General features: G+C 46.1%; 19 protein-coding genes. 15 read left to right on the top strand and 4 right to left on the bottom strand.

What is annotated here, in order from left to right; translation table 11 throughout:
* Window positions 1-3: 3 nt before the first annotated feature.
* From hslV to priA, 4 genes are all read right to left on the bottom strand, one after another.
* Window positions 4-555 (bottom strand): ATP-dependent protease subunit HslV, encoded by a 552-nt coding sequence (gene hslV / locus R8O70_RS03990; RefSeq protein ID WP_005379541.1) that lies wholly within the window; start codon window positions 553-555, stop codon window positions 4-6.
* 115 nt (window positions 556-670) lie between these two features.
* Window positions 671-1,219 (bottom strand): cell division protein FtsN, encoded by a 549-nt coding sequence (gene ftsN / locus R8O70_RS03985; RefSeq protein WP_017820300.1) that lies wholly within the window; start codon window positions 1,217-1,219, stop codon window positions 671-673.
* 225 nt (window positions 1,220-1,444) lie between these two features.
* The gene (cytR, locus tag R8O70_RS03980; RefSeq protein WP_005379543.1) at window positions 1,445-2,452 is read right to left on the bottom strand and encodes a DNA-binding transcriptional regulator CytR; all 1,008 of its coding nucleotides are present in this window, start codon (window positions 2,450-2,452) and stop codon (window positions 1,445-1,447) included.
* Between the two features lie 323 nt (window positions 2,453-2,775).
* Window positions 2,776-4,980, bottom strand: a complete 2,205-nt coding sequence (gene priA, locus R8O70_RS03975) for a primosomal protein N' (protein WP_104978730.1) — start codon at window positions 4,978-4,980, stop codon at window positions 2,776-2,778.
* A gap of 296 nt (window positions 4,981-5,276) precedes the next feature.
* Between priA and rpmE the strand changes: the two genes are divergently transcribed.
* The 15 genes from rpmE to rplE all read left to right on the top strand — a co-directional run bounded on the left by rpmE (window position 5,277) and on the right by rplE (window position 12,324).
* Entirely contained in the window at window positions 5,277-5,498 is a 222-nt protein-coding gene (gene rpmE / locus R8O70_RS03970) for a 50S ribosomal protein L31 (RefSeq protein WP_005379546.1), read from the top strand.
* A gap of 456 nt (window positions 5,499-5,954) precedes the next feature.
* On the top strand, window positions 5,955-6,266 hold the full coding sequence (gene rpsJ / locus R8O70_RS03965; protein WP_004410492.1) for a 30S ribosomal protein S10: 312 nt from the start codon (window positions 5,955-5,957) through the stop codon (window positions 6,264-6,266).
* A 14-nt stretch (window positions 6,267-6,280) separates the two neighbouring features.
* Window positions 6,281-6,910, top strand: a complete 630-nt coding sequence (rplC, locus tag R8O70_RS03960) for a 50S ribosomal protein L3 (protein WP_005379555.1) — start codon at window positions 6,281-6,283, stop codon at window positions 6,908-6,910.
* Window positions 6,911-6,927: 17 nt separating this feature from the next.
* Entirely contained in the window at window positions 6,928-7,530 is a 603-nt protein-coding gene (rplD, locus tag R8O70_RS03955) for a 50S ribosomal protein L4 (protein ID WP_005379556.1), read from the top strand.
* A complete protein-coding gene (gene rplW / locus R8O70_RS03950; protein WP_004398471.1) occupies window positions 7,527-7,829 on the top strand; it encodes a 50S ribosomal protein L23 in 303 nt (100 codons plus the stop codon). The genes rplD and rplW overlap by 4 nt, the downstream gene beginning before the upstream one ends.
* Before the next feature lie 15 nt (window positions 7,830-7,844).
* A complete protein-coding gene (gene rplB, locus R8O70_RS03945; RefSeq protein ID WP_005383168.1) occupies window positions 7,845-8,669 on the top strand; it encodes a 50S ribosomal protein L2 in 825 nt (274 codons plus the stop codon).
* Window positions 8,670-8,690: 21 nt separating this feature from the next.
* Entirely contained in the window at window positions 8,691-8,969 is a 279-nt protein-coding gene (gene rpsS / locus R8O70_RS03940; RefSeq protein ID WP_004394525.1) for a 30S ribosomal protein S19, read from the top strand.
* Between the two features lie 10 nt (window positions 8,970-8,979).
* On the top strand, window positions 8,980-9,312 hold the full coding sequence (rplV, locus tag R8O70_RS03935; RefSeq protein ID WP_005383164.1) for a 50S ribosomal protein L22: 333 nt from the start codon (window positions 8,980-8,982) through the stop codon (window positions 9,310-9,312).
* Between the two features lie 18 nt (window positions 9,313-9,330).
* Entirely contained in the window at window positions 9,331-10,029 is a 699-nt protein-coding gene (gene rpsC, locus R8O70_RS03930) for a 30S ribosomal protein S3 (protein WP_005383161.1), read from the top strand.
* A gap of 11 nt (window positions 10,030-10,040) precedes the next feature.
* A complete protein-coding gene (gene rplP / locus R8O70_RS03925) occupies window positions 10,041-10,451 on the top strand; it encodes a 50S ribosomal protein L16 (protein WP_005379577.1) in 411 nt (136 codons plus the stop codon).
* Window positions 10,451-10,642 carry a 50S ribosomal protein L29 gene (gene rpmC, locus R8O70_RS03920; RefSeq protein ID WP_005379576.1) on the top strand — a complete coding sequence of 64 codons (192 nt, stop codon included), beginning with the start codon at window positions 10,451-10,453 and terminating at the stop codon, window positions 10,640-10,642. Before rplP ends, rpmC begins: the two co-directional genes overlap by 1 nt.
* The gene (gene rpsQ, locus R8O70_RS03915; protein WP_005379575.1) at window positions 10,642-10,896 is read left to right on the top strand and encodes a 30S ribosomal protein S17; all 255 of its coding nucleotides are present in this window, start codon (window positions 10,642-10,644) and stop codon (window positions 10,894-10,896) included. Before rpmC ends, rpsQ begins: the two co-directional genes overlap by 1 nt.
* Before the next feature lie 162 nt (window positions 10,897-11,058).
* On the top strand, window positions 11,059-11,430 hold the full coding sequence (gene rplN, locus R8O70_RS03910; RefSeq protein WP_004410450.1) for a 50S ribosomal protein L14: 372 nt from the start codon (window positions 11,059-11,061) through the stop codon (window positions 11,428-11,430).
* A gap of 13 nt (window positions 11,431-11,443) precedes the next feature.
* Window positions 11,444-11,761, top strand: a complete 318-nt coding sequence (rplX, locus tag R8O70_RS03905) for a 50S ribosomal protein L24 (RefSeq protein ID WP_005379574.1) — start codon at window positions 11,444-11,446, stop codon at window positions 11,759-11,761.
* 23 nt (window positions 11,762-11,784) lie between these two features.
* Window positions 11,785-12,324: a 50S ribosomal protein L5 gene (rplE, locus tag R8O70_RS03900; protein WP_005379573.1), complete on the top strand. Its 540-nt coding sequence runs from the start codon at window positions 11,785-11,787 to the stop codon at window positions 12,322-12,324.
* Window positions 12,325-12,330: the final 6 nt, after the last annotated feature.

Genomic DNA, 12,330 nt, shown 5'->3' with positions numbered 1-12,330 from the left:
CGATTACGCGGTTGGTTTTTCAGGCTCTGCTGTTGAGTCTAGCTCTTCTACCGTGTGGTGATGGTTAGTGAAGACACAAATGTCACCCGCGATATTGAGAGCTTTTTCCGCGATCTCACGAGCATCTAGATCTGTGTTTTCTAGTAGGGCGGTTGCGGCAGCTTGTGCGTAAGCACCACCAGAGCCAATCGCAATCAGGTCGTGTTCTGGCTGTACGACATCACCATTACCGGTAATGATTAACGATGCGGTTTCGTCGGCAACCGCAAGTAAGGCTTCGAGCTTGCGCAAAGCACGATCGCTACGCCAGTCTTTGGCTAGCTCAACTGCCGCTTTGGTTAGGTGACCTTGGTGCATTTGCAGTTTGCTTTCGAAGCGCTCAAAAAGGGTGAAGGCATCCGCAGTACCGCCGGCAAAGCCCGCTAGTACTTGGTTGTTGTATAGGCGGCGAACTTTGCGCGCATTACCTTTCATTACGGTATTGCCTAGAGATACTTGGCCATCACCCGCGATGACGACTTTATTATTTCGACGTACAGATACAATGGTAGTCACAGTCGACCTCTTGATTATTTCTCTTTGGATTTAATTCAGTATATGGGGGAGGAGAAATGGGGATTCAAGGGGGCAAAAAGAAAGGCCCTAGGATCTTAGCTCCTAGGGCCTGAGTTTAAAGATTTTCTTTCCAAATCGCACACGGCTCGATTTTCGCGCGTTGCAGTTTATGACGGTCACGTTCTGCATCACGTTTGAACTTATACGGACCTAGCACCACGCGATACCATGAACTGCCTTCTTTCTTACGAATCTTGCTCGACATCCCTTGGAACGCGATTGCAAGCTTGCGCTCTTCCGCTTGTGCCTGGGTTTTGTACGCGCCACACTGCATGATGTAAGGAATTTTAGAAACTTCAATTTCTTTGGCCACAACTTCAACTTCACGTTTCGGTAGTGACTCAACATATTCCCATTTTTCTTCTGGTGGTGGCGGCAAGTCTTTTTTCGGCTTTGGTTTGCTTACAGTGGTTGTTGGCTGCTTCACGACGGGTTGTTTAGGTTCTGGGTCGCTACTCAAAAGGTAAAGACCATAGCCAAAACCGCCCACGAGCAAGATAGCGAGCAGGCCACTGCGCCAAGGTTTTTTTCTTCTCGGCGGCTGTTTTTTTGTCGACTTTTTTGGGGCGCCTCGCCCCCGTCTTACATAATCTCTATTTGCCACGGTTATTTCTGGTCATCAAGGATTCTTGCAAATATGTTAATCCAGAACGAGTTGAGAAAACACCCTATTGATAGAATCTTGATAGCTAAAGCGCGACAACGCCCGAGTGTAGGAGTGTGTTTCCGTTCTCACTTACATTTATTCAGGGATACACAAAAAGCAGGAGGGGTAAATAAAAAAGCGGCGCCTTAGCACCGCTTTGGGGATGAATACCTAACCTTCAGGTTAAGGGCGCTGTGGTGGCGCTGCACTTCCACGAATGACGAGATTAGTTTCAAGCAGACGCGAGCCTGAATGCACGTCGTGGCCTTTTAACATCTCGAGCATCATTAGCATCGCTTGTCGACCAATCTCATAGCGAGGTTGAGAGATGGTGGTCAACGGTGGATCGCAGTACTGAGCGAAGTTAATGTCATCAAAGCCCACAACAGAGAGATCTTGCGGTACTCGTAAGCCAAGCTTTTTCGCTTCTTGAATTGCGCCGATGGCCATTGTGTCACAGTGACAGAAAATAGCCGTTGGTGGTTCTGGCAATTCGAGCAGTTTACGAACGGCTTTTGCTCCGCCATCAAAAGAAAACTCAGTAATGACACTATATTGTGGATCTTTATTGATGCCGGCACGGCGCAGGGCTTGTTGGTAGCCTTGCTGGCGGAACTGACACAATATTGCTGTATCTGGTCCAGAGATTTGAGCAATGCGTTTATGACCTAATTGGGTCAGGTAATTCACCGCTTCAAATGCAGAGGTCAGGTTATCAATATGTACTGTCGGAAGCTCGAGTTCAGGCGCAAATTCACACGCCATTACCATCGGAGGTAAGTTCTTTTGCTCTGGCTTACTGACATCGAATGGTAGATCTGTACCAAGCAGTAGCATTCCATCTGCCTGCTTAGTAAATACGAGGTTAACGAAAGAGCTTTCGCGTTTCTTCTGTTGTCCGCTATCGCCCAGCAGGACTAGATAACCATGTTCCATGGCTGCATCTTCAATACCGCGAATAATTTCAGAAAAATAAGGATCACAGATGTCGGGAACGATAGTAACAATGGTTTTTGATTCGTTTCTACGTAAGTTACGCGCTAATGAGTTTGGAGAATAACCCGCTTCAAGTACGGCATCTTCTACTCTCTTTCTTGTAGAAGAAGAGACTTTCTCTGGATTCATTAAGGCTCGAGATACCGTAGCCGTAGACACTCCCGCAAGCTGGGCAACATCCTTCATTGTCGCCATAGTTTTAACCTCTCATTTATTTTTTGCCAAGATGACGTTATTCCGGTTTGAAATCAGAGTAATCAAACCGAGTTAGAGCTGTGTTTGCTCTTCGCTCAGTTCGTGTTAACGAGTGGGAAAATGGATTCTTCACCGCGATATCAATTTGTGGGAATAGTCATTGTTTTAATCTAAGCCTGTGCAAACAAGTCACTTTAGACTTTTCTAATTTGGATAGTCTATTCATTTCTAAAGTGAAAGTTACGGTCTGTTTAACAAAAATTGTAATCTTGGTGTGATTCTGGTCACATTAAATGGTAATTCATTACATAGTTAAACGTTTGCTAGCTGAGATCTTGTGGTTCTATGTCTAAATTCCAGCGTACTTTCTTAGCATTTGGCAACAACTCAATAGCAGGTTTGGCACTGGTTAATAACTTTTGCATCAATGAACGATGCTGAGTTTGCAGTAATAGTTGCCAACGGTATTTACCAGCCCGCTTGGCCAAAGGTGAAGGAGTAGGGCCTAACACCATGCAGGAATCATCGAACAGAGGGTGTGACTCTAACGTAAAGCGAACCTGACGCAGGAAGTCTTCAACTACCTCACTTTGGTTCGCCTCTGCTTTAAACAGAGTCAAGAAACTATAAGGCGGAAGCTGAGCCAGTTTGCGTTCTTCCAGAGCAGTCATAGCAAAGTGGCGATAGTCTTTTTGAAGCAGGGCTTGCAGCAAGCTGTGCTCAGGATGGTGGGTTTGTAGGATAACCTCGCCAGGTTTACTTGCGCGGCCGGCACGACCTGCGACCTGAATAAACAACTGCGCTAGTCGCTCGGAAGCGCGGAAGTCACTACTATAGAGAGAGCCATCAACATCCAAAAGAGCAACGAGCGTTACATTTGGAAAATGGTGCCCCTTAGCCAGCATTTGGGTGCCAATCAGAATTTGATGTTCACCTTTGCGAATCGATTCAAGGGCATCTTCCAAACTACCTTTGCGACGTGTGCTGTCTCTGTCGATGCGAATGGCGTTGTATTCTGGAAATAACTGAGCCAATTGTTGTTCGAGTTGTTCCGTTCCTACGCCGACGGTAACCAATTGGGTTGAACCACACCCCTGACATTGATGAATCACCGGTTGTTGTGAGCCGCAGTGATGGCAGCGTATTTCGTTGCTGTAATGGTGGAACGTATAGTACGCATCACAGCGTTTACATTCTGCAATCCAACCGCATTCATGGCACATCAAAGCGGGCGAAAAGCCTCGGCGGTTAAGAAACAACATTACTTGATTGCCAGCTTTTAAATGCTTGCGCATCTCGGCAATCAGTTGGGCAGATAAGCCACTTTCTAAATACTGACCTTTTACATCTAACACTTTATTGGTGGTTGGCACGGCAGAGCCAGCTCGTTGGGTTAGTGTTAAATGGTGATACTTGCCTGACAAGGCATTGTGCAATGTCTCCAGTGCAGGTGTGGCTGAGCCCAGAACAATCGGAACTTGTTCTTTATGAGCGCGCATTACAGCAACATCGCGTGCATGATAACGCAAGCTATCTTGCTGTTTGTAAGAGGTGTCATGTTCCTCGTCCACAATGATAATCCCGAGATCAGCAAAAGGCGCGAGTAGGGCAGAGCGTGTGCCGATAATGATTCCGGCCGCTTTGTCGCGTGCAGAAAGCCACGCATTCAGACGCTCCGTCTCGTTTAACCCGGAGTGGATGACGTCAACTGGCACATTAAAACGGCGTTTAAAGCGGTTGATGGTTTGTGGTGTTAAGCCAATCTCTGGTACTAAAACCAAGGCTTGTTTACCTTTCTCTAAGACCGGCTTGATTAGGTTGAGGTACACTTCTGTCTTACCTGAGCCCGTGACGCCTTCTAATAAATAGGAGGCAAAACCTGTTTGGCTATTTACACTCGCAATAGCCAGCGCTTGTTCGTGGTTGAGCTTTGGCTTCTCGACGTCGCATTCAACGTGCTGTCCCCACTGGGTGATTACAGGCTTCTTCTCGATACGTTCAATCCAGCCTTTCTCTTCTAAAGACTTTAGTACTGTTGAGGCTATCTCTCGGTCGACAAATTCCTGGTGAGGCAAAGCGCCGTTAACCAACATTTGCAAGACCTTCTGTTGTTTGACCGCTCGACGATCAAGCCCTTGCATCAGCTTGTCTTTACCGGATTCGGTAATTTGCCACTCTTGTAGCGTCGCAAAATCTGCAGGCTTTCCTTTACGTAGAGCTGCTGGCATCGCATTGTGTAGCGTATCTCCAAGTGGGTATTGGTAGAACTGGCTGCACCAAGTCAGCAACGAATAAAGCTTTTCAGACCATATCGGCTGAGAATCAAGAACTGCTTTGATTGGCTTGAGTTGATCTTTGGGAAAGTCCGAGTGATTAACCATTGCGGTGACGATGCCGACTAAGGTTTGGCGTCCAAAAGGCACGGAAACGCGTCCACCAATGATCGGAAACAGATGCCCCGGAATGGCGTAATCAAATTGTTTGTCGAGCGGAACGGGTAATGCCACTCTAGCAATGGTTGGACGCATAAATTCTTAGCTATTAAAAAAGAGGGAAAGGAAATGAGAGTCTATTAAAATCGGTATGGAAATTCGAGTAAAGCAATGCGATTCAGCGTGAATCGTGCCTCTATGATTAGTCTGGCTAAAAAAGTGGCGAAAAAGTTGCCAAATGTGTTGATCCGAGCAATGTGATTCTTTACTATATCGCGCCTTGAGATATGGCTTCGGCAATTAGTTGATGCGGTATCCCATTTTATTATTAATTGCGTGTGGTGTGCGGCTTAGATTCGTATAGCGACACGGCCTACTATTGAGGTTATCCCATGAAAGCTGGTATCCACCCAGAATACAAAGCAGTAAAAGCGACTTGTTCTTGCGGCAACTCTTTTGAGTTCAACTCTACTCTAGGTAAAGAGTCTATCCACCTAGACGTATGTGACAAGTGTCACCCATTCTACACTGGTAAGCAACGTATCGTTGATACAGGCGGCCGTGTTGATCGCTTCAACAAGCGTTTCGGTGCACTATCAAGCGGTAAGAAATAATAGCAGCCGCTATTACGATTACAGTTTAGAAAAGGACGCTTCGGCGTCCTTTTTGTTTTAATGGCTACCAAGCGAAGAGGAATGTATGGGGTTTGGAATATTCCCGATTATTTTTCACTCAGCGCTTGCAACCTAAAGTGTGATCTGTATAATGCAGCGCACTGGTTAAGCCAGTTGTGAACCAATGAGCAGTGAGGAGCGAGCAAATCTAAGGATTTGTGAGGTAATGTATACTCAGCTTATGTTCGCGGTTAATACAATTAGCTATCTTTTCTTCGGAAAAACTATCCTCAAAGGTGACTTTGGCATATAGGGATAGTTAATCGAAAATTAACTGACAATGCGTCCTAATCTTGGATGCTACGGTTTCACATAAATCAATCGGCATTCTCTCGTCTCGACGAGTTTGAGTGGCGATATTGTTTGTGTAATTTATTAAATTTGGAGCTCTGTCTCATGCAGAACCAACGTATCCGTATCCGCCTAAAAGCTTTCGATTACAAACTAATCGATGCTTCTACAGCGGAAATCGTTGAAACAGCTAAGCGCACTGGCGCACAGGTTCGTGGTCCAATCCCACTGCCAACTCGTAAAGAGCGTTTCACAGTTCTTATCTCTCCACACGTTAACAAGAAAGCACGTGACCAGTACGAAATCCGTACTCACAAGCGTCTAATCGACATCGTTGAGCCAACAGACAAGACTGTTGATGCTCTAATGCGTCTAGACCTTGCTGCGGGCGTTGACGTTCAAATTAGCCTAGGTTAAGGGAGATTAGAAGTATGATTGGTCTAATCGGTCGTAAAGTGGGCATGACCCGCGTATTTACTGAAGAAGGCGTTTCTATCCCAGTAACAGTTGTTGAGGTTGAAGCTAACCGTGTTTCTCAAGTGAAAACTCTTGAAACTGACGGCTACGCAGCAATCCAGGTTACAGCTGGTTCTAAGAAAGCTAACCGTGTAAACAAAGCTGAAGCAGGTCACTTTGCTAAAGCTGGCGTTGAAGCTGGTCGCGGTCTTTGGGAATTCCGTTTAGAAAACGGCGAAGAGTTCGAAGTTGGTTCAGAACTAACTGTTGAACTATTCAACGAAACTAAGAAAGTAGACGTTACTGGTACATCTAAGGGTAAAGGTTTCCAAGGCGCTGTTAAGCGTTGGAACTTCCGTACTCAAGATATGACTCACGGTAACTCATTGTCTCACCGTGCTCCTGGTTCTATCGGTCAATGTCAGACTCCAGGTCGCGTATTTAAAGGCAAGAAAATGGCAGGTCACATGGGTGCTGAGCGTGTAACGACTCAAAACCTAGAGATCGTACGTGTTGACGCTGAGCGCAACCTGCTTCTTATTAAAGGTGCAGTCCCAGGCGCAACTGGCGGCAACGTGATCGTTAAACCAGCTGTTAAAGCATAACGTCTCAGGAGTAAGTAATGGAACTAATGGTTAAAGGTGCCGATGCACTAACTGTTTCCGAAACTACTTTCGGACGTGAGTTTAACGAAGCTCTTGTACACCAAGTAGTTGTTGCGTACGCAGCAGGTGCTCGTCAAGGTACTCGTGCTCAAAAAACACGTTCAGAAGTTTCTGGCGGTGGCGCTAAGCCATGGCGTCAAAAAGGTACTGGCCGTGCGCGTGCTGGTACAATCCGTAGCCCAATCTGGCGTACAGGTGGTGTTACTTTTGCTGCGAAACCACAAGATCACAGCCAAAAAGTAAACAAAAAAATGTACCGTGGTGCTATGAAGAGCATTCTTTCTGAGCTTGTTCGTCAAGAGCGTCTAATCGTTGTTGATAACTTCTCAGTTGAAGCACCAAAGACTAAAGAGCTAGTTGCTAAGCTTAAAGAGCTTGAGCTAACTGACGCTCTAATCGTGACTAGCGAAGTAGATGAGAATCTATTCCTAGCTGCTCGTAACCTATACAAAGTTGACGCACGTGATGTTGCTGGTATCGATCCAGTATCTCTAATCGCGTTTGACAAAGTTGTAATGACTGCAGAAGCAGTTAAGCAAGTAGAGGAAATGCTAGCATGATCACTGAAGAGCGTATCCTAAAAGTTCTACGTGCACCGCACATCTCTGAAAAAGCAACTATGGCAGCTGAGAAAGCGAACACTATCGTTTTCAAAGTAGCTAAAGATGCGACTAAAAAAGAGATCAAAGCAGCTGTAGAAAAGCTATTTGAAGTTGAAGTTAAGTCTGTAAATACTCTTATCACTAAGGGTAAGACCAAACGTCAAGGTCTACGCCAAGGTCGCCGCAGCGACGTTAAGAAAGCGTACGTTACTTTGAAAGAAGGTCAAGATCTTGACTTCGTTGGCGGCGCGGAATAACAGGAGTAGTTAAAAATGGCTATTGTTAAATGTAAGCCGACTTCCCCTGGTCGTCGTCACGTTGTTAAAGTTGTTAACGCTGACCTACACAAGGGCAAGCCATACGCACCTCTTCTAGAGAAAAACTCTAAGAACGGTGGTCGTAACAACAAGGGTCGTATCACAGTACGTCACATCGGCGGTGGTCACAAGCATCACTACCGTGTAGTTGACTTCAAACGTACTAAAGATGGTATTCCAGCGACAGTTGAGCGTCTTGAATACGATCCAAACCGTAGCGCAAACATTGCTCTAGTTCTTTACAAAGACGGTGAGCGTCGCTACATCCTAGCACCTAAAGGTGTTGTAGCTGGTGATGTTATTCAGTCTGGTGTTGATGCACCAATCAAAGCTGGTAACACTCTACCAATGCGTAATATCCCAGTAGGTTCAACAGTACATAACGTTGAACTTAAGCCTGGTAAAGGTGGTCAGCTAGCTCGTTCGGCTGGTGCTTACGCTCAAATCGTTGCTCGCGACGGTGCGTACGTAACTATCCGTCTACGTTCTGGCGAGATGCGCAAAGTTCTTTCTGAAGGCCGTGCAACAATCGGTGAAGTTGGTAACTCTGAGCACATGCTACGTGAACTTGGTAAAGCAGGTGCATCACGTCATCGCGGTATCCGTCCAACGGTTCGTGGTGTTGTAATGAACCCGATTGACCACCCACATGGTGGTGGTGAAGGTCGTACTTCTGGTGGTCGTCACCCAGTATCTCCTTGGGGTATGCCTACTAAAGGCTTCAAGACTCGTAAGAACAAACGCACTGACAAGTACATCGTACGTCGTCGTAACAAGTAATCTATATAAAGAGGAATCGCCATGCCACGTTCTCTCAAGAAAGGTCCTTTTATTGACCTACACTTGCTGAAGAAGGTAGAGAAAGCGGTGGAAAGCGGAGACAAAAAGCCTATTAAGACTTGGTCCCGTCGTTCAATGATCATCCCTACGATGATCGGTTTGACCATCGCTGTCCATAATGGTCGTCAGCACGTACCAGTATTTGTAACTGATGAAATGATCGGTCACAAACTGGGTGAATTCGCACCAACACGTACTTACCGCGGTCACGCTGCGGATAAGAAAGCTAAGAAGCGCTAAGGAGTAGATAATGGAAGCAATTGCTAAACATAACTTTGCTCGCATTTCGCCTCAGAAAGCTCGCTTAGTTGCGGATCTAATCCGTGGTAAATCTGTTGACCAAGCTCTAGAAATCCTAACGTTCAGCAACAAAAAAGCTGCTGCACTAGTTAAGAAAGTTCTAGAGTCTGCTATCGCTAACGCGGAGCACAACGAAGGTGCAGATATTGACGATCTGAATGTCGCAAAAATCTTTGTAGATGAAGGCCCAACCATGAAGCGTATTATGCCTCGTGCTAAAGGTCGTGCGGATCGTATCTTGAAGCGTTCAAGCCACATCACTGTTGTTGTAGCAGATCGCTAGAGACTAGGAGAGTAAGCAATGGGTCAAAAAGTACATCCAAATGGTATTCGTCTAGGCATCGTTAAGCCTTGGAATGCTACATGGTTTGCTAACACCAAAGATTTCGCTGACAACCTAGACGGCGACTTCAAGGTACGTCAGTTCCTTACAAGTGAACTGAAAAAAGCGTCTCTATCACGTATCGTTATCGAGCGTCCTGCTAAGAGCATCCGTGTGACTATTCACACTGCTCGTCCAGGCGTTGTTATCGGTAAGAAAGGTGAAGACGTTGAGAAGCTACGCGCAGCTGTAGCTAAAATTGCAGGTGTACCAGCGCAAATTAACATCGCTGAAGTACGTAAGCCTGAACTAGATGCGCAACTTGTTGGTGACAGCATCGCGTCTCAGCTAGAGCGTCGTGTTATGTTCCGTCGTGCTATGAAGCGCGCAGTACAAAACGCAATGCGCCTAGGCGCTAAAGGTATCAAAGTGGAAGTAAGCGGTCGTCTAGGCGGCGCTGAAATCGCACGTTCAGAGTGGTACCGTGAAGGCCGTGTGCCTCTACACACTCTACGTGCTGACATTGATTACGCAACTTCTTCGGCTCACACTCAATACGGTGTGATCGGCATTAAAACTTGGATCTTCAAAGGTGAAATCCTAGGTGGTATGCCAGCAGCTAACGCTGTAGAGCCTAAAGGCGACAAGCCTAAGAAGCAGCGTAAAGGCCGTAAGTAAGGAGTCGACAGATGCTACAACCTAAACGTACTAAGTTCCGTAAGGTTCAGACTGGTCGTAACCGTGGTCTAGCTAAAGGTACTGATGTAAGCTTCGGCGAATTCGGTCTTAAAGCTGTTGGCCGTGGTCGTCTAACTGCTCGTCAAATCGAAGCGGCACGTCGTGCAATGACACGTCACGTTAAGCGTCAAGGTAAAATCTGGATCCGTGTGTTCCCAGACAAACCAATCACAGAAAAACCACTTGAAGTTCGTCAAGGTAAGGGTAAAGGTAACGTTGAGTACTGGGTAGCCCAAATCCAACCTGGTAAGGTTATGTACGAAATGGGTGGTGTACCTGAAGAATTGGCACGTGAAGCGTTCCGTCTTGCGGCACGTAAACTGCCTTTCAAAACTACATTTGTAACTAAGCAGGTGATGTGATGAAAGCACAAGATCTACGCGAGAAAAGCGTTGAAGAGCTTAACGCTGAGCTAATGAATTTGCTACGCGAACAGTTCAACTTGCGCATGCAAGCTGCGACTGGTCAACTACAGCAAACTCATACTCTGAAAGCTGTACGCCGTGATATCGCACGTGTGAAAACTGTTTTGACTGAGAAGGCAGGCGCATAATGAGCGAAGTAAAACGTACTCAACAAGGTCGTGTTGTTAGCGACAAGATGGACAAGTCTATCACTGTTGCTATCGAACGTTTCGTAAAACACCCAATCTACGGTAAATACGTAAAACGTACGACTAAAGTACACGCACATGACGAGAACAACGAGTGTGGCCTAGGCGACACAGTTGAAATCGCAGAGTGTCGTCCACTGTCTAAGACTAAGTCTTGGACTTTGGTAAAAGTTCTAGAAAAGGCGAAGATTTAATCTCGTTAATTCTATGAAACTAAAGCGGCTCCAAAATATTTTTGGAGCCGTTTATTTTTTGACTACCCAATCACAAAAAAGGGTGGTACAATTCGCGTCCCTTTTAAAGAGGCAGCCCGACCCGTGATGGGTCTAGTTATTAATATTTAGCGGAGCACTAACATGATCCAAATGCAAAGTATGCTGGACGCAGCTGATAACTCAGGCGCACGCAGCGTAATGTGTATTAAGGTTCTGGGTGGCTCTCACCGCCGTTATGCACATATCGGTGACGTCATCAAAGTTACTGTGAAGGAAGCAATCCCTCGCGGTAAAGTTAAAAAAGGTGATGTTCTGAAGGCGGTGGTAGTGCGCACCCGTAAAGGCGTACGTCGTCCTGACGGTTCTGTCATTCGCTTCGACCGAAATGCTTGCGTATTGCTAAACGACAATACTGAGCAACCAATCGGTACACGTATCTTTGGTCCTGTGACACGCGAACTTCGTGGCGATAAGTTCATGAAGATCGTTTCACTGGCTCCAGAAGTTCTGTAAGGAGCACGTAGAAATGGCAGCTAAAATCCGTCGTAATGACGAAGTAATCGTTCTTGCTGGTAAAGACAAAGGCAAGAAAGGTAAAGTAACTAAGGTTCTAGCAACTGGTAAAGTTATCGTTGAAGGTATCAACCTAGTTAAGAAACATCAGAAACCTGTTCCAGCTATGGGTATCCAAGGCGGTATCGTAGAGCAAGAAGCAGCTATCGACGTTTCTAACGTGGCTATCTTTAACGCAGCTACTGGTAAAGCTGACCGTATCGGTTTCCGTTTTGAAGACGGCAAAAAAGTTCGTTTCTTCAAGTCTAACGGCGAAACCGTTTCTAACTAATAGAAGTAATTTGGAGTTCTACTATGGCGAAACTGCATGATTACTACAAGTCGTCTGTAGTCGCTGAACTGACCAAACAGTTCGGTTACACAAGCGTCATGCAAGTCCCTAGAATCGAGAAAATCACCCTAAACATGGGTGTTGGTGAAGCAATCAACGATAAGAAACTGCTAGAAAATGCAGCGTCTGATATGGCAACGATCTCTGGTCAAAAGCCACTTATCACAAAAGCGCGCAAATCTGTTGCAGGTTTCAAAATCCGTGAAGGCTACCCTATCGGTTGTAAAGTAACCTTGCGTGGCGAACGTATGTGGGATTTTCTTGAGCGTTTAATTAACATCGCTCTTCCACGTGTACGTGACTTCCGTGGTGTTAGCGCTAAGTCTTTTGACGGTCGCGGTAACTACAGCATGGGCGTTCGCGAGCAAATCATCTTCCCGGAAATCGACTTTGATAAAGTTGATCGAGTACGCGGTCTAGACATCACTATTACGACGTCTGCTGGTACTGATGAGGAAGGCCGTGCTCTGCTGGCTGCCTTTAACTTCCCATTCCGTAAGTAAGGTGAA

Source organism: Vibrio sp. 779(2023) (assembly GCF_033344285.1).
In the GTDB taxonomy this organism is placed as follows: Bacteria; Pseudomonadota; Gammaproteobacteria; order Enterobacterales; family Vibrionaceae; genus Vibrio; species Vibrio alginolyticus.
Note: the sequence above shows the minus strand (reverse complement) of the source record. Positions and strands in the feature narration are given on the sequence as shown.

Coding starts and splice junctions, on each gene's coding strand:
- cytR (WP_005379543.1), bottom strand. CDS start 2,452: ATGGCGACAATGAAGGATGTTGCCCAGCTTGCGGGAGTGTCTACGGCT.
- priA (WP_104978730.1), bottom strand. CDS start 4,980: ATGCGTCCAACCATTGCTAGAGTGGCATTACCCGTTCCGCTCGACAAA.
- rpmE (WP_005379546.1), top strand. CDS start 5,277: ATGAAAGCTGGTATCCACCCAGAATACAAAGCAGTAAAAGCGACTTGT.
- rpsJ (WP_004410492.1), top strand. CDS start 5,955: ATGCAGAACCAACGTATCCGTATCCGCCTAAAAGCTTTCGATTACAAA.
- rplC (WP_005379555.1), top strand. CDS start 6,281: ATGATTGGTCTAATCGGTCGTAAAGTGGGCATGACCCGCGTATTTACT.
- rplD (WP_005379556.1), top strand. CDS start 6,928: ATGGAACTAATGGTTAAAGGTGCCGATGCACTAACTGTTTCCGAAACT.
- rplW (WP_004398471.1), top strand. CDS start 7,527: ATGATCACTGAAGAGCGTATCCTAAAAGTTCTACGTGCACCGCACATC.
- rplB (WP_005383168.1), top strand. CDS start 7,845: ATGGCTATTGTTAAATGTAAGCCGACTTCCCCTGGTCGTCGTCACGTT.
- rpsS (WP_004394525.1), top strand. CDS start 8,691: ATGCCACGTTCTCTCAAGAAAGGTCCTTTTATTGACCTACACTTGCTG.
- rplV (WP_005383164.1), top strand. CDS start 8,980: ATGGAAGCAATTGCTAAACATAACTTTGCTCGCATTTCGCCTCAGAAA.
- rpsC (WP_005383161.1), top strand. CDS start 9,331: ATGGGTCAAAAAGTACATCCAAATGGTATTCGTCTAGGCATCGTTAAG.
- rplP (WP_005379577.1), top strand. CDS start 10,041: ATGCTACAACCTAAACGTACTAAGTTCCGTAAGGTTCAGACTGGTCGT.
- rpmC (WP_005379576.1), top strand. CDS start 10,451: ATGAAAGCACAAGATCTACGCGAGAAAAGCGTTGAAGAGCTTAACGCT.
- rpsQ (WP_005379575.1), top strand. CDS start 10,642: ATGAGCGAAGTAAAACGTACTCAACAAGGTCGTGTTGTTAGCGACAAG.
- rplN (WP_004410450.1), top strand. CDS start 11,059: ATGATCCAAATGCAAAGTATGCTGGACGCAGCTGATAACTCAGGCGCA.
- rplX (WP_005379574.1), top strand. CDS start 11,444: ATGGCAGCTAAAATCCGTCGTAATGACGAAGTAATCGTTCTTGCTGGT.
- rplE (WP_005379573.1), top strand. CDS start 11,785: ATGGCGAAACTGCATGATTACTACAAGTCGTCTGTAGTCGCTGAACTG.